We start from the raw sequence: 24,446 nt of genomic DNA on the forward strand, positions 1-24,446 counted from the left end.
GTCGATTGCCGACGAACACGGCGCCGGCCGGCTTCACGCTGGTCGAGCTGATGGCTGTATTGGCCATCATGGCGATCTTGGGTTCGCTCGGCGTTCCGGCATTTCGCGACCTGCTGCTCAACCAGCGCCTTGCCGCCGCGTCCAACGGCTTCGTCGCCGCGCTGAACCTGGCGCGCACCGAGGCCATTCAGCGTTCGCAGAAGGTCCATGTGCTTGCGCTCGAGGCCAACGACTGGTCGACCGGCTGGGCCGTGCGCGCCGGGCCCGACGACGCACTGCAAACGCTGCGCAAGTTCGAAAGGCTTCCGAACGGCGTGAGCATCGATGCAGCGCTGGGAGACGGATTCGTGCAGGGCCTGGATTACGACAGCAACGGCTTCTCGCGCCGGGCGGGCGGCTCTGGCTTCGGCGCCGGGTGCCTGACGCTGAAGGCCGAGTCGGGCCGCAGGACATCAATCGTGGTGTCGGCATCGGGCCGTGCCAGGGTCTGCAACCCCGATGTGCGGGGCGATTGCGGAAGCGGCGTTTGCGGCAACGATGGCAAATGAACTGGCGCCGGGGCTTGCCCCGAGGCCTCCTGCTACTCAGATGTCCCGCAACAGCTGCCTGAACTCGTCCACGTCCTCGAAGCTCCGGTACACCGAAGCAAAGCGCACGTAAGCCACCTTGTCGAGCTTCTTGAGCTCGCGCATCACGAGTTCGCCGACTTTCGTCGAATCGATTTCACGCAGGCCGCTGGCAAGCAGCTTCTGCTCGATGCGCAACAAGGCGTTGTCGATCTGCTCGATGCTCACCGGCCGCTTGCGCAGCGCCAGCATCATCGAGGCGCGAACCTTGAATGATTCGAAATCGGCGCGGCTGCCGTCTTTCTTGACGACGACCGGAAAGTTGACGTCCGGCCGCTCATAAGTCGTAAAGCGCTTGTCGCAGGCGCTGCACTGGCGGCGCCTGCGCACGAAGTCGGCGTCTTCCGAAACACGGGTCTCGACGACCTGCGTTTCGAGATGACCGCAAAAAGGGCATTTCATGCGGCCAGGTCTTGCGGACGATCAGCGGTAGACAGGGAAACGGCTCGTGAGCGCGTGCACCTTGGCGCGCACCGCGTCGATGTTGGCGGCATCGCGCGGGTTCTCGAGCACGTCGGCCACCAGGTTCGCCGTGATGCGGGCCTCTTCGTCCTTGAAGCCGCGCGTAGTCATGGCGGGGGTGCCGATGCGCACGCCGCTGGTCACCATCGGCTTTTCAGGGTCGTTGGGGATCGCGTTCTTGTTGATCGTCATGTGGGCGGCGCCCAGCACGGCTTCGGCTTCCTTGCCGGTGATGCCCTTGGCGCGCAGGTCGACCAGCATCACGTGGCTTTCGGTGCGTCCGCTCACGATGCGCAGGCCGCGCTCGGTGAGGGTGTCGGCCACGATCTGGGCGTTCTTGACCACTTGCTGCTGGTAGGCCTTGAACTCGGGCGTCATGGCTTCCTTGAACGCGACGGCCTTGGCGGCGATCACGTGCATCAGCGGGCCGCCTTGCAGGCCGGGGAAGATGGCGCTGTTGATGGCTTTTTCGTGCTGCGACTTCATCAGGATGATGCCGCCGCGCGGGCCGCGCAGGCTCTTGTGGGTGGTGGACGTCACCACGTCGGCGTGCGGCACCGGGTTGGGGTACACGCCCGCGGCCACCAGGCCGGCGTAGTGGGCGATGTCGACCATGAAGATCGCGCCCACGTCCTTGGCCACCTTGGCGAAGCGCTCGAAATCGATGCGCAGTGAATAAGCCGAGGCGCCCGCGATGATGAGCTTGGGCATGTGCTCGTGCGCCTTGCGTTCCATCGCGTCGTAGTCGATGGCTTCGTTGGCGTCCAGGCCGTAGCTCACCACGTTGAACCACTTGCCGCTCATATTGAGGGGCATGCCGTGGGTCAGGTGGCCGCCTTCGGCCAGGCTCATGCCCATGATGGTGTCGCCGGGCTTCAAGAAGGCCAGCATCACGGCTTCGTTGGCCGATGCTCCGCAGTGCGGCTGCACGTTGGCGGCGTCGGCACCGAAGATCTGCTTGATGCGGTCGATGGCCAGCTGCTCGGCCACGTCGACGTGCTCGCAGCCGCCGTAGTAGCGCTTGCCCGGGTAGCCTTCGGCGTACTTGTTGGTGAGTTGCGAGCCCTGCGCCTGCATCACGGCCGGCGAAGCGTAGTTTTCGCTCGCAATCAGCTCGATGTGATGTTCCTGGCGGGCGTTTTCGGCCTGGATGGCAGCCCAGATTTCGGGATCGGTCTGTTCGACCAGAATATTGCGGTGGTACATGGCAGTCCTTTGAAGACGAGGTCCTTGTTCTTCAACCAAACAAGGGCTGCCCAGGCGAACGGCTGAACGCCTGTTTGAATGCCAGGCGGTACGCTTCCCAGTGGTATTCCACGTCAGCGCGTGGCACCTTTGAAGGTGCTGCGCCTATCGCCAGTCGCGTACGGAACGGAGTGTATCTCACCCCATGGTTTTGCCCATGGGGCAGGGGCTCAGGAAACTTCCGAAAGCAGGGCGACTTTTTGAGGGTCGGCCGGCTGGGCGGACTGTTCCGGCTTGGGCGGTACCGCGACGGGGATCGGCTGCGCGCGCATGACCGGCGCCGGGGGCGTTACCGTCGGCGGATTGCGGCCATTGGCCACCTGCAGCAACCGTTGGTGTTCGGCGAGGACCTTGCCCGCATAGCCCCCGTCGTCGTCGAGGTTGGCCGCGCCCACGTAATAACGCAGGCCGCCTTCGAGCGAGCCGGCGCGGGCGATGCATTCCTGCAGCACCTTCACGCCGACGCGCATGTTGGTCACCGGGTCGAAGGCGGTGAGCGTGCCGCCCGCGCTTTCGTACTTGTCGCCGTGCACGCGGGTCATGACCTGCATCAGGCCTTGTGCGCCCACGTGGCTCTGGGCGAACGGGTTGAAGCTCGATTCGACGGCCATGATGGCGAGGATCAGCGTCGGGTCGAGCTTGGTGCGCTTGCCCAGCTGGTACGCCTCTGCGACGAGCACGCTCAGCGGTTCGGCCGCCACGCGGTACTTCTTGCTGAGCCAGTAAGCCACGGCGGCCTGCTGCTTGGGCAGGTCGCCGGGGCTCGCGGCCGTGGTGCGCACGATGGCGGTCGGCTCGAGGTCGGTGGGTTCAGGCGCGGGCTTGCGCGACTGGAGCCAACCCATGAGCTGCTCTTCGCCTGTCTGGCGCAAATCAGGCCGTGCCACAAGGGCAAGGGCCGCGAACACGATGGCCAGGCCAACCAGTGCAAACCCGTTGTGGGTGATTTCAAAAAAGCCGTCTGCCACATCGGACGCAAAGGTCCTTAGCCCGCGGGCTGTGGCATCAAACGCCTTGTTCATCGCTCTTCCTTTCTGTGCGGCACCTCTTCGCAGCGCCTCGGGAGACGATGGATGAAAGGCAACGGCGCTTGGATTGGTACGAATCAGGCTCCGCGCGTGGAGGTGTAAGGGTAGGAGCGCGGCGGCCTGATCAAGCCGGGGGAATTCGGCAGCGGGTTCAGGGGCCCCTGCTGGGTCTGGGGCAGGCCAGGGGCAGGCGGATTCTAGCGCGGCTAAATACACGGTCAAGTATAAGAAGCCAATTCCTTATATGTTTACATATTTAAACAAAATCAGCATTTTTGATGCGATGAGCAAGGGAAATCCCTTGGGGGAGGGGATTGCAATGCACAGGCGCGAGGCCTAATCTGAACTGGCCTGAGAACTCAGGCGGTTTTCCGAAATCCGGCAGTCCGAGGTGCAAGTCAAGGGCTGGAACGATGGAGGATCCACGGCGGCAATCTCTTGCTGCCAGCACGGCAGGAACCATTAACTTCCGGTCGTGCGAAACGATGGCATGGGTCTTATGCCCGCCATCAAGCCCGGTAATGAGACTTAGGTCGAGTTCCGGGCTTTCTTGTTTCTGCCTTCGCCGCTCTTTGCGGCACACTCCCGCGATGGATGTAGCTTCGCTCAAACAAAACAAATGGGTGCGACGTGGGATCGTCGCCTTGCTCGTTCTTCTGGCTCTCTGGGCCATTGCCTGGCTCGCAGTCCCGCCGATCGCCAAAAGCCAGATTCAGAAGATCGCGAGCGAGAAGCTCGGGCGGCAGGTCACCGTGGGCAAGATCGACTTCAAGCCCTGGACCCTCGAACTCGCGCTGAACGATTTGCAAATTGCCACGGCAGACGGCAGCCGGCCCCAAGTGGCAGTCAAGCGCATCTATGCCGACGCCGAGCTGCAATCGCTCCTGCGTCTGGCGCCGGTGATCGACGCGGTCACTGTCGAATCGCCGGCCATCCTGCTCACGCACCTTGCCGACGGCAAGTACGACATCGACGATATCGTGGCCAAGCTCGCGTCCGCCCCGCCGCCCGACCCCAAGGCCGAACCGGCGCGCTTCGCGATCTACAACATCTCGATCAAGAACGGCGCGGTCGACTTCGACGACCAGACCGTCAAGCGCAAGCACGAGCTGCGCGACTTCATGCTCAACGTGCCCTTCCTGAGCAATCTCGCTTCCAAGCGCGACATCAATACCGAGCCCAAGCTCGCCTTCACGCTCAACGGCAGCAAGTTCGATTCGGCCGCGTTCACCACGCCGTTCGCGGAAAGCCGCAAGACCGACGCCCACGTGCAGTTCAAGGGCCTCGACCTGGTGCCTTACCTGGGCTACATCCCGGGCGGCCTGCCGGTGAAACTGCAGGCGGGCAGCCTGGATGCCGACCTGAAGATCGACTTCGCGCAGGCCGCCACGCCCGGCCTGAGGATCACCGGCACCGTCGAAGCCCATGGCGCGAAGCTGGGCGACGCACGGGGCCGGGACCTGCTCGGCTTCGAATCGCTCAAGCTGGCGCTGGCGGACGTGCGGCCGCTGGAGTCGGTGTTTCATCTGAGCGAAGTCGCGCTCTCCAACCCGCAGCTCGCGGTCGCCCGTGACGCCAAGGGCCAGCTCAACCTGCTCGCGACCGATCCGGCCACGGGCGTTGCCGAGAAAGTGGCTCCGCCTGCCGCCGCGGCAAGCGCCCCGGCCGGCAAGGCGCCCGAAAAGCCGAAGCTGAAGGTCCAGGTCGACAAGATTGCCCTCAGCGGAGGCCGCATCGGATGGCGCGACGAAACCGTTCAGCCGGCCGCCGCCGTCGAGGTGAGTGCGCTCGGCCTCGATGCGACCGGTGTCACCTGGCCGATGGAGAAGCCGGCGCAATTCAAGGGCAGCACCGCCATTGGCGGCGCCACGCTCAAGTTCCAGGGCAGTGCCACCGACAAGGCGGCCGATGTGCAGACCGAAGTCGATGCGCTGCCGCTGTCGCTGGCGGCACCCTACCTGGCGCAAAGCCTGGAGCCCACGCTCGACGGCAAGCTCAGCGGGCAAATCGACGTCGCCTGGGCCCAGCCCGATCTGAGGTTCAAGGCCCGGCGCCTGGCTGCCGACGGCCTGGCGCTGACCCAGGCCAAGACGGCGCTGGCGAGCGTCGGCCGCTTCGAGCTGGTCGACGCCGAGGTCGACATGACCAAGCACACGCTGAACGTGGCCTCGTTCACCGCCACCAATCCGAAGGTGCATATAGAACGCGACAGCGAAAAGCGCTGGATGTTCGAACGCTGGCTCAAGACGCCGGCCGGCGGCGGGGCGGCAGAGGCCAAGGTGGCCGCGCCCAAACCCGCGGGTACCGGTCCCGGAACGGCAGCGCCCGGCGCCAACACCAAGCCTTGGGCATTGACCATCGGCACGCTGGCGGTCGACAACGGCACTCTTTCATATGCAGACAAGGCCAGCGCGACGCCGGTGGCGGTCGAGATCACCGCGCTCAACCTGAACGCGCAAAAGGTCGCGCCCGAAACCAACACGGTATCGCCCTTGCAGATTTCAGGCCGCATCGGTTCGCGGCGCGCCGAGCCGGGCCGCTTCGACTACAAGGGCCACGTGGTGCTCAAGCCGCTCTCGGCCGAAGGCCGGCTCGAAGTGGCGTCGTTTCCCGCCCATGCCTTCAAGGCCTACTACGCCGACGCCCTCAATGTGGACATTCGCCGCGCCTTCGCGAGCTATCGCGGCACCGTGCGCTATGCGAGCGCACCGGCCGGCATGACCTTGAAGCTGGCCGGCGACACTGCGCTCGACGACTTCCGCGCCAACAGCGTCTCGCTCACCCAGTCGCCGGGTTTCGACCGCAACACCAACCAGCTGCTGAGCTGGAAGACCCTGAGCCTGCGCGGCCTGCAGGTGAGCATGGCGCCCAACGCTCCGCCGGCGGTGGACGTGCGCGAAACCACCCTGACCGACTTCTTCGCCCGCGTGATCGTCGACCCCACCGGGCGGCTGAACCTGCTGAACCTGACCAAGAAGGGCGAAGCCGAAGCCAATGCCGCAGCAGCGACAAGCGCCGAAGCAAAAACCCGCAGGAGTCTCGGCGGAACCAGTACCACCACCACCACCACCACCACCGCGCCCGTGCCGCAGTCGGGCGGTGCCCCGGCGTCGGCCGAGGCCATGGTCGGCGGCAGCGCGGAGCCGGCAAAACCAGCGTCGGCGCCTGTTGCAACGGCGCAGGCCGAAGCCGACACCGGCCCCAAGCCGGTCATCAACTTCGGCCCGATGAGCCTGGTCAACGGGCGGATCGACTTCACCGACCTGTTCGTCAAGCCCAACTACTCGGCCGACCTGAGTGAACTGACCGGCAAGCTCAGTTCCTTCTCGTCGAACCCGCCCAAGGGCGAGAGCGGCCGCCCCGCGCTGGCCGACCTCGAACTGCGCGGCAAGGCGCAGCAGACGGCCGCGCTGGAAATCACCGGCAAGCTCAATCCGCTGGCCAAGCCGCTCGAGCTCGACATCACGGCCAAGATGCGCGATCTCGACCTGGCGCCGCTGTCGCCGTACTCGGTGCGCTATTCGGGCCACGGCATCGAGCGCGGCAAGATGAGCATGGACGTCAACTACAAGATCGCGGCCGACGGCCAGCTCACGGCCACCAACAAGCTGGTGCTCAACCAGCTGCAGTTCGGCGAAGAAGTGCAGGGCGCGCCCAACAGCCTGCCGGTGCGGCTCGCGGTGGCCTTGCTGGCCGACCGCAACGGCGTGATCGACGTCGACCTGCCGCTGCGCGGTTCGCTCAACGATCCGCAGTTCAGTATCGGCCCGCTGATCTTCAAGGCCATCGTCAACCTCATTGTCAAGGCGGCGACGTCTCCCTTCAGCCTGCTGACCGGCGGGCTCGGCGGGGGCAGCGGCGAATCGAGCACCATCACCTTCGAGCCCGGCAGCTCGACGCTCAGCACCAGCGCGAAGGAAAGCCTCGACAAGGTCGTCAAGGCCCTGGTGGAGCGTCCGACCCTCCAGATGACGGTGGTCGGCACTTCCAGCCTCGAGCAGGAGCGCGACGCCTACCAGCGCCAGCGCCTGCGCCAACTGGCCCAGGCCGAGAAGCGGCGCGCGGCGGTGCGCGGCGGGCAGGCGGGCACCGATGTGCCGCCGGTCACCGATGCCGAATACCCCGAACTGCTGACCGCCGTGTACAAGCGTGCCGACATCACCAAGCCGCGCAACATGGTCGGGCTGGCCAAGGACCTGCCGGTGAAGGAAATGGAAAATCTGCTGCTCACGAGCGTTCCGGTCGACGAGGAGTCGATGCGGCAGCTGGCCGTCGAGCGCGGGGCCGTGGTGCGCGACTACCTTCTGGCGCAGAAGCTTCCGAGCGAGCGCCTCTTCCTTGGCGCCGTGAAAACCAAGGCGAGCGGTACCGACTGGAAACCGGGCGCCGAACTCAACCTGGCGATGAAGTGAAGAACAAGAACAATAGACACTTGGTTTTTTACGCCGGCTTGCTATATATGTAGGCATCCGGCCCGGCTTTCCGGCAGCCAATTGGCTGCTGTCCCGGCATGGAATTCAACCGCCCGCCACAACTGGGTGAAAATGTCGATGTGCGCCGGCCTTTGCCGGCGCCTTCGCTTTCTCTCTTCAGACAACGATCTCGCGCAAGTGACCTCTACTTCTTCCAAGCCACACGACCTCCAGGCCCTCGACACGCTCACCGGCGGCGCCTTCACCGCGCCAACCTCGGGCGAGCGCGCCGCGCGCATCCGCGACTGGCTCGCGGGCAACCCCGCGCCCGAGCAGATGCAGGAAGTCTTCAAGGAGCTGAGCGGCCGCGACAAGGGCGCGGCGCGCCTGTTGCGCGAAAAGCTCGACGAACTCAAGCGTGCCAAGGGCCAGGAAGCCATTGCCGCCGAATGGGCGCAAAAGGCCGAGGCATTGCTGGGCCAGTCCAAGCTCAACATCGCCGATGCGCTCGCCTGGCAGCGCGATGCCGCCAAGGCCGGCGCGCCTCTCTCGCGCGAGCCGCTCGCGGGTTTCAAGGTGCAACTCGCCGAGCGCGTGAAGGGTATCGAAGACCTGCAGCACCGTGCCCAGGTGCACCGCGAAGCCGCCGTGCTGCTCGCGCAGCGCTTCGAAGTGCTTTCGACCAAGGGCTGGCAAGACGCACAGGCCGCCGAGGAATCGCTGCGCGCCGACGTCACCCACTGGCAGCAGCAGGCGGGCGACATCACGGCCGACGCCAACTGGAACAGCCTGGACGCCAGGTTTGCCCCGCAGCTCGAATCGTCGAAGGCGCAATTGCTGGTCGTGTCCGATGCGTTCCATGCGGCGCTGGCCCAGGCGCAGGCCGCGGCTGCCGATCCCACTGCATCGCTCCCACCGGTGCCGGTGTGGGCTGATGAGCTGCGCACCGCGCGCGGCGAAGTGGTCGCACCCAAGGCCGCGCCCGCCAAGCCTGCCGCACCCAAGGTCGATCCGGCCGTGCGCGCAGCCGCGCAAGAGGCCGTGCAGGCGGCGCTTGCCAAGCTCGAACAGGAAACCGCCGAAGGCCACGGCAAGGCCAGCGCCGGTGCGGCCGCCGCGCTGCGTGCGGTGCTGAAGGAACACGGCAAGCTGGTCGAGGCACCGCTCGAGGCCCGCGTGCATGCGGCGCTGGTTGCCGCCGGTGAACTCGAAGGCTGGCAGCGCTGGAGCGCCGACAAGGTGCGCGAGGATCTCGTGGCCAAGGCCGAAGGCCTGCTCAAGCGCCCCGAAGGCCAGGCTCTCGGCGGCCGCAAGATGCAGGAAACGCTGCGTTCGCTGCGCGACCAGTGGAAGCAGGCCGACCAGGGCGGCGTGCCCAACCATGCGCTCTGGAAGCGCTTCGACGAAGCCTGCAACGAAGCCCACAAGGTGGTGGAAGCCTGGCTCGAAAAGGTTCGCGCCGATGCGGCCGAGCACCGCGCCCACCGCGTGGCCCTCATCGAAGAGGTCAAGGCCTGGGCGGCCGAGCACGCCGACGCTTCCGATCTGAAGGCGCACAACCGCGCGCTGCACCAGTTCGCCGACCGCTGGCGTGATGCCGGTCACGTGGGCGAGAAGCTCTTTGCCGAGCTGCAGCCGCAGTGGAACGAAGCATTCGGCGCTGCGCGCGCCCCGTTTGAGACGGCGCAAAAGGCCAGCATCGAACGGCGCCAGGCCATGATCGCCGAGGCCGCCGAGCTTGGCGCCCAGCCCATGCTGCGCATCGACGCCGTCAAGGCGCTGCAGCAGCGCTGGCAGGCGGAGGCCCAGAGCGTGCCGCTCGACCGCCGCCACGAACAGAAGCTGTGGGACGCGTTCCGCGCACCCATCGACGAAGCCTTCAATCGCAAGACGGCAGAGCGCGAGAAGTCTGCGACCGCAATGAGCGAACACGACCGCCATGTGCTCGAGGCTTCCAAGGCGCTCGACGCGGCCAACGCCGGCGGCGACGTGCAAAAGATTCGCGCCGCCATCGCCCGGCTCGAAGCCGCGCTGCGTGGCGAGGCGCCCCCGCCGGCACCCGCCGCAAAGCCCGAGCCGGCAACCGCAGCCTCCAGCGACGGCCCTCCGGTCGGCGCAACCGAAGTGGCCGCCCCCGGACAGGCTGCGGCCGAATTCGGCGAAAGCGCCGAACAGGCTCCGGGCTCGAGCGATGCGGAAGCCCTGCCGGGCACGCGCGCCGAACCGGCACCGGCTGCCAACGCCGACCTCGTGGCACCGGCCGACGGCGCCGATGCTTCTGCGCGTGCCGATGGCGCCGCACATGAAGCCGGCGAAGCTGCTTCGGCCGAAGAGGCCAAGGCACCGCCCGCACCGCCGAAGCCGGCGCCCAAGCCGGTTGTTGCCGTGCGCGGCGACGACCGCCCCGGCAACAAGAAGGCCGAAGCGGCGCCCGCGGGCCGCGCCGGCGGCAGGTTCGGCGATCGGCGCGATGGCGCTGCCCGTCCGGGCCCGGGCGGCCCGGGTCGCCCTGGCGATCGCGGTGCGCCTCGTCCCGATGGGCGTGGCGACCGCGGCGATCGCGGTGCACCGGCCGGGCGCTTCGGCGACCGTCCGCCGCGCTTCGAAGACCGTGGCCCCAGGCTCGGCGATGCCGCCTTCCGGGCGCAGCGCGAAGCCCTCGAGCGTGCGGACATGGCGCTGCGCAAGTTGGCGGCCCAGGCCCACGGCGAAGCGCTCACCCAAGTGCTCGGCGCATGGGAGCAGCGCGATGCGGCCAAGCTGCCCAGCGTTCAGGAGCTGGGTCGCGCGGTGACGCCCGCGGTGCGCAGCGGCTGGTCCCAGGCCATCGGCTCTGCGCCCAAGGCCGCGCCCGATGAAGCAGCCGAAGCACTGCTGCGCCTGGAAATGGCTGCCGAAGTGCCGACGCCCGCCGAGCAGCTCGACGCCCGTCGCGCGCTGCAGCTCAAGCTATTGACGAAGCGAGGTGACCCGGCACCGGTCCAGACCTGGGGGCAGGACGCAGGCACAGTGCTGGCAGCCGCGCACGATGCGGCCAGCGCGCGCCGCCTGCAGAATGCGTTGAAGGCGCTGTTGCGCAAGTAAAGCGCGCACCCGCGCATCGCCTGACGGCCATGAAAAAGGCGCCCCACGGGGCGCCTTTTCTTTGGCGTGCTGGACGGATCGCGTGGATCAGACTTTCTCGCCGATCACGGGCGTCTGGACCATGGCCGCCTGCTCGGCCGCATGGCCGCTCGCAATCCGGCGCCGGACGAACAGCCCGCCGATACCCAGCAGCAGGGCGATGGCGCCGACGATCAGGGTGGTCTTGTCCGTGGCCATCGATGCCGCGACCTTGTCCTTGTTCTCCATGATCTTCTGCACGTCGGCGAGCGCGACCACCGGCCGGCCCTTGAGCTTGGCCTCGTAGACGAGGTTGTTGTCCGAGGGATCGATGCGAACCTCGATGGCTTCGTCGATAAGTGGCTCGACCTTGCTCCGGCCGATGGCGTGGTCGACGCGCCATTTCTCGGTGCTGCCGTCGGCCAGCTTTGCATCGAGCACGAAGTAGTGGCGCGTCGTGCTGCCGCCGCGGCGGCGCTTGGTGGTCTCGGTGATCTCGCTGCCGCTGACGATCGTGCCGCTCTTGGCGACCAGGTCTTCCACCGCGGTGCCGTGCGTGTCGGCGCCCGCCTTGAACTGCGCATAGGCTGCCCAGCCCAGGATGCCGATGCCGAACAGCAGCGCGATCCATGCCTTGCCCGTGAGCTGATAGAACCAATCCCTCATGTTGTTGACCTTTTTCGGTGAGTTGATAACCCACCGATGTTAAAGGGCAAATTGCTATCGGATACGTAGCAAAGAATGAAGAATGGGCGGGCGATCAGCCCTGTTTAGGAAGAAAGAATTCATCAAACAGCGCCACCACCGCGGGGAAGTCCCGGGCGAAGTTCGGACGGTTCACGAAGTAGGCCTCGCAGGCCACTGCGAAGAACTCGCTGATCGATGTCGCACCGTAGTCGTCGAGCCATGGCGGCTCGGCGCCGAAGCGCTCGGCGAGGATCGTCTTCTCGCGAAAATCTTCATATGCGGGTTGCAGCACCGCGATCCAGGCGGCGCGAGCTTCGCGCGCGCTGGGCTTGCCGGCAAAGCCCGGCGGCAGCGGCGGACAGCCGTCGGCATCGCCTCCGCGCATGTCGATCTTGTGGGCGAACTCGTGAATCACGACGTTGTAGCCGCCGCTCGTGGTGATGCCGCTCGCGAGCACGTCCTGCCAGCTCAGCATCACCGGTCCGCGGTCCATGGCTTCGCCGGCCACCACCTCGTCGTATTCGTGCACCACCTGCGCTTCGTCGACGATCTTCCGGCGCGCGACGACCTCGGACGGATGCACCACGATGCCGACGAAATCGTCGTACCAGTCCAGTCCGCCTTTCAGGTTCAGCACCGGCAGCACCGCCTGTGCGGCAATCGCCAGCGCAACCTCGTCGGTGATGACGAAGCCCTGGGTGCCATGAAATTCCTTGTCGCGCAGGAATTCGGCGGTGAAGGTGCGCAGCCGTTGCCGTGCGGCGTGAGGCAGTTCGCCAAGGAAGGCATAGCGCTCCAGCGTGGCCTGCCAGGCAGCCTCGGGAATCGCGGGCAGGGCGCGCAACCGGCGCAGCCACCTGAACATTGCGGTGGCTAGCGCAGGTCGACGCGTTGTGCGCCAGCGGTGGAAAGGCAGAGCAACTGTGCACGCGGCGGGTGGGCCGCCGCGTCCCAGTCGCTCAGCACCATGCGCTTGAGGCCGTCTCCCAGATCGTGATCGGCGGGCCGGTGCGTGTGGCCATGCACCAGCGTGCGCGCACGCGCCTGCTCAAGCCATTGGCGTGCGGCGCCGCCATCCACATCGGCCCAGAGCGCCGCCGGGTTGCGCTTGCGGTCTTCGCTTTGCGTGCGCATGGAGCGTGCGAGCGCCCGGCGCTCGGCCAGCGGCCTGGCCAGAAACGCAGCCTGCCATTCGGGCGTGCGTACCTGGGCGCGAAACTTGAGGTAGTCGGTGTCGTCCAGGCAAAGAATGTCGCCGTGGCTCAGCAGCCAGCGTTCGCCATGCAGCACCAGCACCGTGGGATCGTCGAGCAGCGTGAACCCGCATCGGGCGGCAAGCGCCGGGCCGACGAGGAAGTCGCGGTTGCCGTGCATGAAGTACACCGGCAGCCGCTCGGCCGTGCGGCGCAGCAACTCGGCGCACTGGGCCTCGAAGCCGGGCAGGGCGGCGGCATCGTCGCCCACCCACACTTCGAACAGGTCGCCGAGGATGATCAATGCATCGGCCGGTGTCGTCTGCAGGTAGCCCTGCCAGGCCTCGAAGGTGGCGGGCTCGTCGGCCTGCAGATGCAGGTCGGAAATCAGGTCGACGGTGCGCCACGTGGGCGGGGCGAGCAGCTCCTTGAAGGCCGTGTTTGCCGCCATGCCGATGTCGCGCCGCGCCTGCTCGTGCCTGGTCGTTATTCGGAGACGACCACAGCCTTTTCGATCACCACGTCTTCGAGCGGCACGTCGTCGTGGAAGCCCTTGCGGCCCGTCTTCACGGCCTTGATCTTGTCCACCACGTCGGTGCCGCCGGTGACCTTGCCGAACACCGCATAGCCCCAGCCTTGGGCCGAGGGGGCGGTGTGGTTCAGGAAGCCGTTGTCGGCCACGTTGATGAAGAACTGGGCGGTGGCCGAGTGCGGTGCGCTCGTGCGGGCCATGGCCACGGTGTAGTTGTCGTTCTTGAGGCCGTTGTTGGCTTCATTCTCGATTTCGGCGCCGGTGGGCTTTTGCTTCATGCCGGGCTCGAAGCCGCCGCCTTGCACCATGAAGCCCGGAATCACGCGATGGAACACCGTGTTGTCGTAGTGACCGTTCTTCACGTAGCTGACGAAATTCTCAGCCGACTTCGGCGCCTTGGCGCTGTCGAGTTCGAGCGTGATCACGCCGTAGTTCTTGATATGCAGTTCGATTTTGGGGTTGCTCATGAGGGAGTCCTTCTTTCGGATGTTCGGAAATTACTTCGCCACGGTGGCGGACTTGATGATGATGGGCTCGAGCGGCACGTTTTGCATGCCGCCCTTGTTACCGGTTTGCACCGCGCGAATCTTGTCGACCACGTCGGTGCCGGCCACGACCCGGCCGAACACCGTGTAGCCGTAGCCGTCGGGGTTGGGCGCGTTGAGCGAGTCGTTGTTCTTCACGTTGATGAAGAACTGCGAGGTGGCCGAATTGGGGTTGCCGGTGCGTGCCATCGCAATGGTGTACCGGTCGTTCTTCAGGCCGTTGCTGGCTTCCAGCGCGATGGGTGGGCGCGTGGGTTTTTGTTGCATGTCGGCCGTGAAGCCTCCACCCTGGATCATGAAGCCGTCGATCACACGGTGGAACACGGTGCCGTCGTAGTGCTTGTCGCCGACGTACTGCAGAAAGTTCTCGACCGTCTTGGGTGCCTTGGCCTGGTCGAGTTCGACCAGGATGTCACCGGCCGAGGTGGCGAGCTTCACGCGCGGACCGGCCTGCTGGGCGTGCGCGGCACCGGCAAAGGCGAGGGCTGCGGCCAGCGCGAACGCCCCGCGGCGGCTGAACCGGATGGACGGGAAATTGAACAAGGCTTGGATCGTCAAGGAAAGCTCCGTGTGCGAATGATGTGGGGTGCGAGCCCGGCAACGCAAGCTGCCGCGGCCGGAATGCGCGTGCGGCCGGTTACTTGCTCGGTCGGCCGACCGGCTTGCGAACTTCCGGCGGAGCTGCCGGCAGGGTGGCGGCCTGCGCCTCGGTCTTCGGGTTGAAGATCTGGCGGATCAGCGAGAGCTTGGGCGCAACACTGGCGTTGGTGCTGGCGAATTGCTGTGCTCGCACATATTCCTGGGCTGCCAGGCGTGCATAGACATCGCCGAGATTCTCATGCGCGGTGGCGTAATTGGGGTTGAGCCTGAGCGCCTGTTCCAGCGCGGCGCGCGCCTGGTCGAACTTGCTCTGCGCCGCGTAGAGCGCGGCCAGGTTGTTGTAGGGCTCGGACAGTTCCGGAAAATCTTGCGTCAGCTGCGTGAACGCGGCAATGGCTTCGTTCTGCTTTTTTTGCTCGGTGAGGATCACGCCCCGCAGAAAGCGCATCTGCGGATCGCGCGGCTTGCCGGCAATGTAGGCATCGGCCTTGGCGAGCGCTTCGTTCGACTTGCCCTGGCGCAGCAGGGTATTCACGTCGTCGTAGTCGTTGGCGTACGCGGCGGAACCCCACAGGCTGAAGAGCAGTGCAAAGGCGATGGAGAGTTTGGAGAACGCGACGTGCTTCATGAAGCCTCGGCAAGATTGGGAAATGCGGGCCTCGAAAACACCCGGAATGTACACGGCAGCAGCCGTTTATACTGCGATGCATTGTAGCCGAGGGGCCATGTCCAACCCCTCACGGCCGCTGTCCCCGTCACCCCTGAAATCAACGTCGTTCGCCCGTGCCGCACGTGCGCGAAGCGACGCTTTCCGAGCCTCATGAGTCTGCGCATCTACAACACGCTTTCGCGTGAACTGGAGGAGTTCTCCCCATTGCAACCGGGTCAGGTGCGCATGTACGTGTGCGGCATGACGGTCTATGACCTGTGCCACATCGGGCATGCCCGCATGATGATGGCCTTCGACCTGGTGCAGCGCTGGTTGCGAGCGAGCGACTACGCCGTGACCTACGTGCGCAACATCACCGATATCGACGACAAGATCATTGCGCGCGCGGTGCAGCGTGGCATCACGATTCGCCAACTCACCGATGAAGTCATTGCCGCAATGCACGAAGATATCGGCGCGCTTGGCATCGAGCCTCCCACTCTGGAGCCGCGTGCGACGGAATACGTCCCGCAAATGCTCGGCATCATCGAGACGCTGGAGCGCAAGGGGCTGGCCTATCGCTCTCCCGATGGCGACGTGAACTATGCGGTGCGCAAGTTTCCCGGCTACGGAAAGCTGTCCGGAAAGTCGCTCGACGAGTTGCATGCCGGCGAGCGCGTTGCGGTGCTCGAGGGCAAGCAGGACCCCCTTGACTTCGTGCTCTGGAAGGCCGCCAAGCCATCCGAGCCCGACGATGCCAAGTGGGACAGCCCCTTCGGCACCGGCCGCCCGGGTTGGCATATCGAATGCTCTGCGATGAGTTGCGCCACGCTTGGTGAAACCTTCGATATCCATGGCGGCGGGGCGGACCTTCAGTTTCCGCACCACGAGAATGAAATTGCGCAAAGCGAGGGCGCTCACGGCAAGCCGCTGTCCCGCTTCTGGGTGCACAACGGCTTCGTGCGCGTGGACAACGAAAAAATGTCCAAGAGCCTGGGCAATTTCTTCACCATCCGCGAGGTGCTCCAGAAGTACGACGCCGAAAGCCTGCGCTTTTTCCTCGTTCGCACGCACTATCGCAGCGCGCTCAACTACAGCGATGCGCATCTGACCGACGCCCGCAACTCACTCAAGCGCCTTTACACGGCACTGGACCTGGTGACCCCCGCGCCGGTCGCGCTGGACTGGACGAATCCGCACGCAGCTGCTTTCAAGGCCGCGATGGATGAAGACTTCGGCACGCCTGGGGCCATTGCAATCCTGTTTGAACTGGCCACGGGAGTCCACCGTACGCAGTCCGCGGAAACCGCCGGCCTTCTCAAGGTGCTCGGCGGTACGCTGGGGCTGCTCCAGGGTGATCCAAAGACGTTCCTGCAAGCGGGCAGCAGTCTCGACGATGCCGAAATCCAGGTGCTGATTGCGCAGCGCGCGGCCGCCAAGGCCGCGAAGGACTTCGCCGAGGCCGACCGCATTCGCAACGACCTTCTTGCGCAGGGCATCGTGCTCAAGGATTCGCCCACCGGCACGACCTGGGCCGCAGCGCAGTGAACGGAACCACCAACCCCATGCCTGCTTCGAAAAATCCGGCGGTCCAGATCTACACGCCCGATTATTGGGAAGAGGCCTGCAAGCACCTCGCCAAGAAAGACCGCGTGATGAAGCGGTTGATTCCGAAATTCGGCGATGCCTGCCTCGAGTCGCGCGGCGATGCGTTCACCACGCTCGCGCGCAGCATCGTGGGCCAGCAGATTTCGGTGAAGGCCGCGCAAACGGTGTGGGACAAGTTCGCGGTGCTGCCGCGCAAACTCACGCCGGCCAACGTGCTCAAGCTCAAGGTCGACGACATGCGCGGGGCAGGGCTGTCGGCGCGCAAGGTCGAGTACCTGGTCGACCTTGCCATTCATTTCGATTCGGGCGCCGTGCACGTCGACGCCTGGAAGGACATGTCGGACGAACTCATCATCGATGAACTCGTGGCCATTCGAGGCATCGGTCGCTGGACGGCTGAAATGTTCCTCATCTTTCACCTGATGCGGCCCAATGTGCTGCCGGTCGACGACCTGGGCCTGCTCAACGGCATCAGCGTGAACTATTTTTCGGGCGATCCGGTGAGCCGCAGCGATGCCCGCGACGTCGCCGTGGCCTGGGCGCCATTTTGCAGCGTGGCAACTTGGTATATTTGGCGCTCGCTCGACCCGGTACCGGTCGCATACTGAACAACAGGAGAAGACGTTGGCGAAACGAACCTTCCTCGACTTCGAGCAGCCCATCGCTGAACTCGAATCCAAGATCGAAGAACTGCGCTATGTACAGACCGAATCGGCGGTCGACATCTCGGAGGAAATCGACCAGCTCGGCAAGAAAAGCCAGCAGCTCACCAAAGACATCTACAGCGACCTGACGCCCTGGCAGATCACCAAGATCGCGCGGCATCCGGAACGTCCCTACACGCTCGACTACGTCAACGAAATCTTCACCGACTTCGTCGAACTGCACGGCGACCGGCATTTCTCGGACGACCTTTCGATCGTAGGCGGCCTCGCGCGCTTCAACGGCACGCCCTGCATGGTGCTCGGCCACCAGAAGGGGCGCGACACCAGGGAGCGCACCGCGCGCAACTTCGGCATGAGCAAGCCCGAGGGCTATCGCAAGGCCTTGCGGCTCATGAAGACGGCCGAGAAGTTCAAGCTGCCGGTCTTCACCTTCGTCGATACGCCCGGCGCCTACCCCGGCATCGATGCCGAGGAGCGCGGCCAGTCCGAAGCCATCGGCCGCAACATCTACGAAATGGCACAGCTCGAAGTGCCGATCATCGTCACCATCATCGGCGAAGGCGGCTCCGGCGGCGCGCTGGCCATTTCGGTGGGCGACCAGCTCGTGATGCTGCAGTACTCCATCTATTCGGTGATCAGCCCCGAAGGCTGCGCCTCCATTCTCTGGAAAACCAGCGACAAGGCGCAGGAAGCGGCCGATGCCCTCGGCATTACCGCGCACCGCCTGAAGGCCCTGGGCTTGGTCGACAAGATCGTGAACGAGCCAGTCGGCGGCGCGCACCGCGACCATCGCCAGATGGCCGCTTTTCTCAAGCGCGCGCTCAACGACGCCTTCCGCCAGGTCAGCGACCTGAAGCCGAAGGAACTGCTCGACCGCCGCTACGAACGCCTGCAAAGCTACGGGCGCTTCAACGACACCAAGGCCGACACCGGCAGATAAGCAAGCGCGCTCCATGAACGAAGCCTTCGAACGCGCAATGGCCGCGTTCGAGCCGGTGCATCTGCCGCTGGCGGTGGGCTTCAGCGGCGGCGCGGATTCCACGGCCTTGCTGGCCGCTTGCGCATCCGCCTGGCCGGGGGCGGTGGTTGCTTTTCATGTTCACCACGGCCTGCAGGCTGCGGCCGACAATTTTGAGCGCCATTGCGCCGCGGTGTGCGAGCGCCTTGGCGTGCCGCTGGTGGTGCACCGCGTCGACGCCCGCCATGCACAGGGCGACAGCCCCGAAGATGCGGCGCGGCGCGCCCGCTACGAGGCTTTTGCAGCGATGGCCCGCGCGGAAACAATGGCTGGCGCTATCAAATCGATAGTTATCGGGCATCATGCCGACGATCAGGTCGAAACGCTTTTGCTGGCCCTCTCCCGAGGCGCGGGGTTGCCGGGCCTGGCTGCGATGCCCGCACACGCGCAGCGCAACGGGCTCGACATCTACCGGCCGTTGCTGGCGGTGCCCGGCGCCGATATTCGCGCCTGGTTGAAGGGCCTCGACCTGCCCTGGATCGAAGACCCCACCAATGAGAACGAGCGCTACACCCGCAACCGGATTCGCGCCGTGCTGCTGCCCGCGCTGGCGCAGACTTTCCCCCAATTCCGCGCCACCTTTGCCCGCAGCATCGGCCACGCCGCGCAGGCGCAGGAACTGCTGAACGAACTCGCGGCGCAAGATTTGGCCGTGGTGGGCAACCCGCCCCGCATTGCCGCGCTGCAGGCGCTTTCACGCGCGCGCCAGGCCAACGTGCTGCGGCACTGGCTCGTGCAGGCGCACGGCTGCGCGCCCAGCGCGGCGCAGCTCGGCCAACTGCTGGGCCAGGTTCGGGCCTGCACCACGCGCGGGCATGGCATCCACCTCAAGGTGGCCAATGGCTTCATCGAGCGCCGGGGCGATTTTCTGCATTGGTACAATTCCGGGCCCTCGCCCAAGGCTTTGCGCTGACGGCTTGCAGGGCGCCGCGCTTGCACTCTGGAGTGGCGCGGCCCTTTCTTTTTCTCTGAATTCACCCATGGCATTGATCGTTCACAAATACGGCGGTACGTCGATGGGCTCGACCGAGCGCATCAAGAATGTCGCCAAGCGCGTCGCCAAGTGGGCGCGCGCCGGCCACCAGATGATCGTGGTCCCGAGTGCCATGAGCGGCGAAACCAATCGCCTGCTCGGCCTGGCCAAAGAGCTGGCCCCGAGCAAACCGAGCGACGCCCACGGCCGCGAACTCGACATGCTCGCCTCGACCGGCGAACAGGCTTCGTCCGCGCTGCTGGCCATTGCGCTGCAAGCCGAAGGCATGGAAGCCGTGAGCTACGCGGGCTGGCAGGTGTCGGTGCGCACCGACAACTCGTACACCAAGGCCCGCATCGAGAGCATCGACGACGAGCGCGTGCGCGCCGACCTGGACGCCGGCAAGGTGGTTGTCATCACCGGTTTCCAGGGCGTGGACGACAGCGGCAACATCACCACCCTGGGCCGCGGCGGCAGCGACACCTCGGCCGTGGCCATTGCCGCTGCCATGAAGGCGCACGAGTGCCTGATCTATACCGACGTGGACGGCGTCTACACCACCGACCCGCGCGTGGAGCCCGATGCGCGCCGCCTCTCGACCGTGAGCTTCGAAGAGATGCTCGAAATGGCGAGCCTGGGCTCCAAGGTGCTGCAAATCCGCTCGGTGGAATTCGCCGGCAAATACAAGGTTCCGCTGCGTGTGCTTTCGAGCTTCACGTCGTGGGACATCGACATCAATGAAGAGGCCAAGTCCGGCACGCTGATCACTTTCGAGGAAGACGAAAACATGGAACAAGCCGTCGTATCCGGCATCGCTTTCAACCGCGACGAAGCCAAGATCTCGGTGCTCGGCGTGCCCGACAAGCCGGGCATCGCGTATCACATCCTCGGTGCCGTGGCGGACGCCAACATCGAAGTCGACGTGATCATCCAGAACCTCAGCAAGGACGGCCGCACCGACTTCAGCTTTACCGTGCACCGCAACGAGTACGCGAAGACGGTCGACCTGCTGCAATCGAAGGTCATGCCCTCGCTGGGCGCGACCGAGATCGTGGGCGACACCAAGATCTGCAAGGTCAGCATCGTCGGCATCGGCATGCGCAGCCACGTCGGCGTGGCCAGCAAGATGTTCCGCGTGCTGAGCGAAGAGGGCATCAACATCCAGATGATTTCGACCAGCGAGATCAAGACCTCGGTCGTCATCGACGAAAAATATATGGAATTGGCCGTGCGCGCGTTGCACAAAGCCTTCGATCTGGACCAACCTGCCGCCTGACAGTGGCATAATCGCTGCTTCTTTCAGGAACTGTGACCGAGTGGCCGAAGGTGCTCCCCTGCTAAGGGAGTATGGGGTGTAGAGCCTCATCGAGGGTTCGAATCCCTCCGGTTCCGCCAGACCCAGCGTCCATGACGCTTTTAAAAACGCACCTTCGGGTGCGTTTTTTCATTGGGAAGTCTCTTCCGCTTCGCCGGGGGTAACCATCCGCTGCAGCAAGGGCTGGCGTTTCAGCACCGCATCGCGCGGCCCCGCGTCGAGCACCCTGCCGGCCTCCATTACCACCACGGTATCGAAGCGCTCCAGCAGGCTCAGCCGATGGATCGATGCGATCAGGCAGGCGCGGGGGAAGGCGGCGGCAATTCGCTCCAGCACGCGGGCTTCGGTGCCGGCGTCCAGCGCGCTGGTGGGTTCGTCGAGCAGCAGCAGCGAGCTGCCCTGCGCCGCGAGCACGCCGCGTGCAAGGCACAGGCGTTGGCGCTGTCCGCCCGAGAGGTTGAAGCCTCGCTCGGACACGGGCGTGTCCAGGTTGCCGTTCGTGGCCTTGAGCACTTCGTCGAACGCGCTCGCGTGCAGCGCCGCGTGCAATGACTCGTCGGTGAACGGCTGGCCGAACGAAAGGTTTTCGCGCACGCTGGCTTCGAACACTTCGGTTTCCTGCGGGATCAGCGTGGCGATGCGGCGCAACTGGGTCCAATTGGCCGGCTGGCCGTCGATGGAAAGCGTGCCCCCGTGCGGCGCGTACAGGCCCGCCAGCACGCGCAGCAAGGTGCTCTTGCCGCCGCCGCTCGGGCCGACGAGCGCTATGCGCTCCCCGCGACGCAAGGTGAGTGTCACGGCCTTGAGGCCGCCGCGTACCGGCTCGTCGTCGGACGTCGCCGATGTTGTGCCGCGCGGTGCGTAGTTCCATTGCAGCGCTTCGACTTGCAGCGTCTTCCACGCCGCGTCGGGCGCAATGCGCTCGTGTTCGGGGATCTGTTCGGGCGAGGTTTCTCCCGCGCTGCTCATCGGCGCCTGCCAGATCGGCTCGGCGCTGCTGTAGTCGGTGTGCATGCGCGCGAAGAACGAAAAATTGGCCGCGACCGATGTCACCACGCCGGCGGCCTGCTGCGCGTACTGGTAGATCATGAACACCGCTCCCAGCATCACCGCCTGGCCCGGCGTGCGTGCCTGCCACACATAGATCACCACCAGACCCCAGGTCAGTGCCAGGCCCATGAGGTCGACGGCAAACCACTTGCCCTCGTTGAGAACGACGGTACGTTTCAGCGGCAGCGATATCGCCGCCATGCGGCGGCGCAACAGCAGGCGCGAGGCACCCTGCAGGCGCAGGCCGATCACCGTCGAGGCATTGCCCAGGAAGTCGAGCAGGGCGGACACATAGCGCCGGTCCGCGTCGTTCTCGGCGCGGGCCAGGCGCATCAGCGCCTTGTCGATCTGGAGGATGACGATGGCGATGAGCACATAGCCGCCCAACGCCGTGATGCCGCTGGTGCGCGACAGCAGCGCAAGGGCGACCAGCGGCCCGACGAAGTTGACTGCGTTCGTGAGCCAGATGAACTGGTTCTGCGCAAAGTCCGACAGCGCACGGCTCGCCTGGTGCACGCGATGCTGCAGTTCACCCGAGTGGTGGCTGTCGTGCCAGACCAGCGGCGCGGCGGCAATGCGGGCATAGAGCCGGTCGGCCAGCGCCTCGCGCACCTTCACGCCCACGTTGCGCTCGAGGATGCGGCCCGGCCCGTGCAGGGCCCACGCGCCGATGTAGACGCCGGCCAGCGTGGCAATCCAGCGGCCGGCTGCGCCGAATTCGTTGCGCTGCAGCGCGTTGATCGCCTGGCCCGCCAGATAGGGCAGAGTGAGCCGGATCAGCTGTGAAACGCCGAGCAGCGCGGTGGCGCCCAGCAACTGCCCGCGGGCACCCGCGGCAAAGTGCCAGAGCGCTGCATAGAGTTCGCGGATTGCGTTGCCGGGGTTCGTTGTCTTCATGCGGGTCCGTCTCTCTTCAGGAGGCCTGTCGGTTCATGCTGGCATATCGTGGCATGGCTGAAGCAAGGCCATGAGCGCGCCTGAAGTGAAAAGGTTTGCCAAAGTATTCAAATTCCCTGAAAGCAAATTGCGAGCAGGCGAGCGTCCCTGCGGTCGCTCTGAAGAAACGTAAATAAATCTCGCACAACCACTCGCGCCGTCGCAGCTTTGCGACAAAACCCGCTCAAAAGTAACCATCTGTATGGTTAAATCGCCCGAACTATCGCGAAGAGGACGAGGGATCTCCATGAAGCTGCTGCTGAGCGTCGTGTGCGCCGTTGTTGCATTGGCCGGGTGCGTCAGCACGCCGCCGACACCGACGGAACCTGGAACAGGGTCGGGCCTTTCCTATGTGCCCATGGTCACCATGGAAGGCGTGGACAAGACCCGCTACGAAAGTGACGTGGCCGATTGCCGCACCGCGGCGACCCGGATCACCGCGCGCAGCGAAACGGGCGACGCCATGTGGCTGGCCCTGGGCCTGGGCTTGGTCGTCGTGCATGGGCAGGGCATCGTGGTCGCTGCTGCCAAGGGGGGGATTGCGGCTGCGGTGATCGACATGTCGTACCGCCCTGATGCGAGCGTGATTGCCGAGCACCAGCAGATCGCGATCGTGCACTGCATGGCGAAGCGCGGCTATCACAACCTCGACCCGAACGTGCGCGACACCTTCTACGGCCATTCCTTCAATCCCGAAGTCGTGCTGGCGCCGCGCCGCACCGGCGTGGACACCTACAACGCCGAAGTCGTCGCCAAGGCCAGGCAGTGCAGCATCCAGCCGCGGGCGGAGCTGACCGCCAAGGGCCCGGGCTACGAGGCGTACAGCGTGCCATGCTCGAACGGCGCGCCCTTGGCCGTGCGCTGCGAATTCGGCAAGTGCCGCGCACTGGGCCAGTCGGTCATTCGCCGGTCCTGACAACGCACGCCTGAGCGGGCCGGCGTGCCCCGGCGGCACGCACCGGCACCCGCTCACTTGATGACCATGCCCTTGAGCGCTGGGTCCGCGGGCGGCGCCTTGAGCTTCATCTGCCGCAGGGTCTTCATCAGCAGCTGCGCAATCATCAGGTTGCGATGCCGCTTGTGGTTGGCAGGTATCACGTACCAGGGCGCGTGTTCCGTCGAGGTGGCGCGCAGCGCCTTGTCGTAGGCCTGCTGGTAGGCATTCCACTTGGTGCGCACCTCGAGGTCGCCCATGCTGAACTTCCATTGCTTGCCGGGCGTGTCGATGCGTGCTTGCAGGCGCTCGCGCTGCTCGTCCTTGTCGATGTGCAGCATGCATTTGACGACGACCGTGCCGGTCTCGACGAGCAGGCGCTCGAAATCGTTGATCTGCTCATAGCGCCGCCTGGCTTCGGCCTTGTCGATCCAGCCTTCGACCACCGGCACCAGAACGTCTTCGTAATGGCTGCGGTTCCACACCGCGATTTCGCCGGTGCGCGGCACGACCGCGTGGCAGCGCCAGAGATAGTCGCGTGCGCGTTCGTCGTCGCTGGGCGCCTTGAAGGCCGTAACCCGAACGCCCAGCGGCGAGGTGCGCGAAAAGACCCAGCGCACGGTGCCGTCCTTGCCGCTGGTGTCCATGCCCTGCAGCACCAGCAGAACCTTGCGGCGGCCTTCGGCATGCAGCAGGTCTTGCATTTCGTCGAGTTCGACCGCCAGGGCGTCGATTTCAGCGACCTGCGCGGCTGTGTTTCCCTCGAGAAAGGGCGTTTCGCCCGGGCTCACCTGCGAGAGCTTGAAATTGCTGTCGACGCGGTATTTTTTTAGGCTGGCCATGAACCGGGGCTCCGTGCAAAAACA

Annotated in this window: 20 protein-coding genes, 1 tRNA gene and 1 riboswitch; of the genes, 10 read left to right on the forward strand and 11 right to left on the reverse strand. The window is 65.4% G+C overall.

Features of this window, described 5'->3' with window-relative positions:
- Positions 1 to 5: 5 nt before the first annotated feature.
- Positions 6 to 548 (forward strand): GspH/FimT family pseudopilin, encoded by a 543-nt coding sequence (locus ABIC94_RS21730; RefSeq protein ID WP_354375049.1) that lies wholly within the window; start codon positions 6 to 8, stop codon positions 546 to 548.
- Between the two features lie 36 nt (positions 549 to 584).
- On the opposite strand, the gene nrdR is transcribed toward ABIC94_RS21730, so the two are convergent.
- The 3 genes from nrdR to ABIC94_RS21745 all read right to left on the reverse strand — a co-directional run bounded on the left by nrdR (position 585) and on the right by ABIC94_RS21745 (position 3,355).
- Entirely contained in the window at positions 585 to 1,028 is a 444-nt protein-coding gene (gene nrdR, locus ABIC94_RS21735; RefSeq protein WP_354375050.1) for a transcriptional regulator NrdR, read from the reverse strand.
- Positions 1,029 to 1,049: 21 nt separating this feature from the next.
- Positions 1,050 to 2,294, reverse strand: a complete 1,245-nt coding sequence (gene glyA / locus ABIC94_RS21740) for a serine hydroxymethyltransferase (RefSeq protein ID WP_307576638.1) — start codon at positions 2,292 to 2,294, stop codon at positions 1,050 to 1,052.
- 41 nt (positions 2,295 to 2,335) lie between these two features.
- Positions 2,336 to 2,462: riboswitch (ZMP/ZTP riboswitch) on the reverse strand.
- A 41-nt stretch (positions 2,463 to 2,503) separates the two neighbouring features.
- Positions 2,504 to 3,355: a lytic transglycosylase domain-containing protein gene (locus ABIC94_RS21745; protein WP_354375051.1), complete on the reverse strand. Its 852-nt coding sequence runs from the start codon at positions 3,353 to 3,355 to the stop codon at positions 2,504 to 2,506.
- 596 nt (positions 3,356 to 3,951) lie between these two features.
- Here ABIC94_RS21745 and ABIC94_RS21750 point away from each other — a divergent pair.
- Both ABIC94_RS21750 and ABIC94_RS21755 read left to right on the forward strand, forming a co-directional pair.
- Positions 3,952 to 7,773, forward strand: a complete 3,822-nt coding sequence (locus tag ABIC94_RS21750) for a DUF748 domain-containing protein (protein WP_354375052.1) — start codon at positions 3,952 to 3,954, stop codon at positions 7,771 to 7,773.
- A 138-nt stretch (positions 7,774 to 7,911) separates the two neighbouring features.
- Positions 7,912 to 10,857 carry a DUF349 domain-containing protein gene (locus tag ABIC94_RS21755; RefSeq protein ID WP_436318076.1) on the forward strand — a complete coding sequence of 982 codons (2,946 nt, stop codon included), beginning with the start codon at positions 7,912 to 7,914 and terminating at the stop codon, positions 10,855 to 10,857.
- Positions 10,858 to 10,944: 87 nt separating this feature from the next.
- Here ABIC94_RS21755 and ABIC94_RS21760 read toward each other — a convergent pair whose 3' ends face one another.
- The 6 genes from ABIC94_RS21760 to ABIC94_RS21785 all read right to left on the reverse strand — a co-directional run bounded on the left by ABIC94_RS21760 (position 10,945) and on the right by ABIC94_RS21785 (position 15,060).
- On the reverse strand, positions 10,945 to 11,541 hold the full coding sequence (locus ABIC94_RS21760) for a hypothetical protein (protein WP_354375054.1): 597 nt from the start codon (positions 11,539 to 11,541) through the stop codon (positions 10,945 to 10,947).
- 94 nt (positions 11,542 to 11,635) lie between these two features.
- Positions 11,636 to 12,427 carry a zinc-dependent peptidase gene (locus ABIC94_RS21765; protein WP_354375055.1) on the reverse strand — a complete coding sequence of 264 codons (792 nt, stop codon included), beginning with the start codon at positions 12,425 to 12,427 and terminating at the stop codon, positions 11,636 to 11,638.
- An 8-nt stretch (positions 12,428 to 12,435) separates the two neighbouring features.
- Positions 12,436 to 13,206: a UDP-2,3-diacylglucosamine diphosphatase gene (locus ABIC94_RS21770; RefSeq protein ID WP_354375056.1), complete on the reverse strand. Its 771-nt coding sequence runs from the start codon at positions 13,204 to 13,206 to the stop codon at positions 12,436 to 12,438.
- A 35-nt stretch (positions 13,207 to 13,241) separates the two neighbouring features.
- Positions 13,242 to 13,754 carry a peptidylprolyl isomerase gene (locus ABIC94_RS21775; RefSeq protein WP_354375057.1) on the reverse strand — a complete coding sequence of 171 codons (513 nt, stop codon included), beginning with the start codon at positions 13,752 to 13,754 and terminating at the stop codon, positions 13,242 to 13,244.
- 30 nt (positions 13,755 to 13,784) lie between these two features.
- Complete coding sequence (locus tag ABIC94_RS21780) at positions 13,785 to 14,390, reverse strand: peptidylprolyl isomerase (protein WP_354375058.1); 606 nt, start codon at positions 14,388 to 14,390, stop codon at positions 13,785 to 13,787.
- 79 nt (positions 14,391 to 14,469) lie between these two features.
- Positions 14,470 to 15,060 carry a tetratricopeptide repeat protein gene (locus tag ABIC94_RS21785; RefSeq protein WP_354375059.1) on the reverse strand — a complete coding sequence of 197 codons (591 nt, stop codon included), beginning with the start codon at positions 15,058 to 15,060 and terminating at the stop codon, positions 14,470 to 14,472.
- A gap of 192 nt (positions 15,061 to 15,252) precedes the next feature.
- Between ABIC94_RS21785 and cysS the strand changes: the two genes are divergently transcribed.
- The 6 genes from cysS (at position 15,253) to ABIC94_RS21815 (ending at position 20,740) form a co-directional block, all read left to right on the forward strand.
- Positions 15,253 to 16,629 (forward strand): cysteine--tRNA ligase, encoded by a 1,377-nt coding sequence (gene cysS / locus ABIC94_RS21790; protein WP_354375060.1) that lies wholly within the window; start codon positions 15,253 to 15,255, stop codon positions 16,627 to 16,629.
- A gap of 17 nt (positions 16,630 to 16,646) precedes the next feature.
- Positions 16,647 to 17,297 carry a DNA-3-methyladenine glycosylase family protein gene (locus ABIC94_RS21795; protein WP_354375061.1) on the forward strand — a complete coding sequence of 217 codons (651 nt, stop codon included), beginning with the start codon at positions 16,647 to 16,649 and terminating at the stop codon, positions 17,295 to 17,297.
- Between the two features lie 16 nt (positions 17,298 to 17,313).
- Positions 17,314 to 18,294 carry an acetyl-CoA carboxylase carboxyltransferase subunit alpha gene (locus tag ABIC94_RS21800; RefSeq protein ID WP_354375062.1) on the forward strand — a complete coding sequence of 327 codons (981 nt, stop codon included), beginning with the start codon at positions 17,314 to 17,316 and terminating at the stop codon, positions 18,292 to 18,294.
- A 13-nt stretch (positions 18,295 to 18,307) separates the two neighbouring features.
- A complete protein-coding gene (tilS, locus tag ABIC94_RS21805; protein WP_354375063.1) occupies positions 18,308 to 19,285 on the forward strand; it encodes a tRNA lysidine(34) synthetase TilS in 978 nt (325 codons plus the stop codon).
- A gap of 67 nt (positions 19,286 to 19,352) precedes the next feature.
- Positions 19,353 to 20,621, forward strand: coding sequence for an aspartate kinase (locus ABIC94_RS21810; protein ID WP_354375064.1), 1,269 nt, complete (start codon positions 19,353 to 19,355; stop codon positions 20,619 to 20,621).
- A gap of 26 nt (positions 20,622 to 20,647) precedes the next feature.
- Positions 20,648 to 20,740 (forward strand) — tRNA-Ser (locus ABIC94_RS21815).
- 49 nt (positions 20,741 to 20,789) lie between these two features.
- On the opposite strand, the gene ABIC94_RS21820 is transcribed toward ABIC94_RS21815, so the two are convergent.
- The gene (locus tag ABIC94_RS21820) at positions 20,790 to 22,607 is read right to left on the reverse strand and encodes an ABC transporter ATP-binding protein (RefSeq protein ID WP_354375065.1); all 1,818 of its coding nucleotides are present in this window, start codon (positions 22,605 to 22,607) and stop codon (positions 20,790 to 20,792) included.
- Positions 22,608 to 22,893: 286 nt separating this feature from the next.
- On the opposite strand from ABIC94_RS21820, the gene ABIC94_RS21825 reads away from it, so the two are divergent.
- On the forward strand, positions 22,894 to 23,562 hold the full coding sequence (locus ABIC94_RS21825) for a hypothetical protein (protein WP_354375066.1): 669 nt from the start codon (positions 22,894 to 22,896) through the stop codon (positions 23,560 to 23,562).
- Between the two features lie 53 nt (positions 23,563 to 23,615).
- Here ABIC94_RS21825 and ABIC94_RS21830 read toward each other — a convergent pair whose 3' ends face one another.
- The gene (locus tag ABIC94_RS21830) at positions 23,616 to 24,422 is read right to left on the reverse strand and encodes a PPK2 family polyphosphate kinase (protein WP_354375067.1); all 807 of its coding nucleotides are present in this window, start codon (positions 24,420 to 24,422) and stop codon (positions 23,616 to 23,618) included.
- Positions 24,423 to 24,446: the final 24 nt, after the last annotated feature.

This window comes from Variovorax paradoxus (assembly GCF_040544635.1).
GTDB classification, from domain to species: Bacteria; Pseudomonadota; Gammaproteobacteria; order Burkholderiales; family Burkholderiaceae_C; genus Variovorax; species Variovorax paradoxus_R.

What these genes read in the sequence shown, in the direction of transcription:
- nrdR (WP_354375050.1), bottom strand. Translation starts at nt 1,028, where the DNA reads ATGAAATGCCCTTTTTGCGGTCATCTCGAAACGCAGGTCGTCGAGACC.
- glyA (WP_307576638.1), bottom strand. Translation starts at nt 2,294, where the DNA reads ATGTACCACCGCAATATTCTGGTCGAACAGACCGATCCCGAAATCTGG.
- ABIC94_RS21745 (WP_354375051.1), bottom strand. Translation starts at nt 3,355, where the DNA reads ATGAACAAGGCGTTTGATGCCACAGCCCGCGGGCTAAGGACCTTTGCG.
- ABIC94_RS21750 (WP_354375052.1), top strand. Translation starts at nt 3,952, where the DNA reads ATGGATGTAGCTTCGCTCAAACAAAACAAATGGGTGCGACGTGGGATC.
- ABIC94_RS21755 (WP_436318076.1), top strand. Translation starts at nt 7,912, where the DNA reads ATGTGCGCCGGCCTTTGCCGGCGCCTTCGCTTTCTCTCTTCAGACAAC.
- ABIC94_RS21760 (WP_354375054.1), bottom strand. Translation starts at nt 11,541, where the DNA reads ATGAGGGATTGGTTCTATCAGCTCACGGGCAAGGCATGGATCGCGCTG.
- ABIC94_RS21765 (WP_354375055.1), bottom strand. Translation starts at nt 12,427, where the DNA reads ATGTTCAGGTGGCTGCGCCGGTTGCGCGCCCTGCCCGCGATTCCCGAG.
- ABIC94_RS21770 (WP_354375056.1), bottom strand. Translation starts at nt 13,206, where the DNA reads ATGGCGGCAAACACGGCCTTCAAGGAGCTGCTCGCCCCGCCCACGTGG.
- ABIC94_RS21775 (WP_354375057.1), bottom strand. Translation starts at nt 13,754, where the DNA reads ATGAGCAACCCCAAAATCGAACTGCATATCAAGAACTACGGCGTGATC.
- ABIC94_RS21785 (WP_354375059.1), bottom strand. Translation starts at nt 15,060, where the DNA reads ATGAAGCACGTCGCGTTCTCCAAACTCTCCATCGCCTTTGCACTGCTC.
- cysS (WP_354375060.1), top strand. Translation starts at nt 15,253, where the DNA reads ATGAGTCTGCGCATCTACAACACGCTTTCGCGTGAACTGGAGGAGTTC.
- ABIC94_RS21795 (WP_354375061.1), top strand. Translation starts at nt 16,647, where the DNA reads ATGCCTGCTTCGAAAAATCCGGCGGTCCAGATCTACACGCCCGATTAT.
- tilS (WP_354375063.1), top strand. Translation starts at nt 18,308, where the DNA reads ATGAACGAAGCCTTCGAACGCGCAATGGCCGCGTTCGAGCCGGTGCAT.
- ABIC94_RS21810 (WP_354375064.1), top strand. Translation starts at nt 19,353, where the DNA reads ATGGCATTGATCGTTCACAAATACGGCGGTACGTCGATGGGCTCGACC.
- ABIC94_RS21820 (WP_354375065.1), bottom strand. Translation starts at nt 22,607, where the DNA reads ATGAAGACAACGAACCCCGGCAACGCAATCCGCGAACTCTATGCAGCG.
- ABIC94_RS21825 (WP_354375066.1), top strand. Translation starts at nt 22,894, where the DNA reads ATGAAGCTGCTGCTGAGCGTCGTGTGCGCCGTTGTTGCATTGGCCGGG.
- ABIC94_RS21830 (WP_354375067.1), bottom strand. Translation starts at nt 24,422, where the DNA reads ATGGCCAGCCTAAAAAAATACCGCGTCGACAGCAATTTCAAGCTCTCG.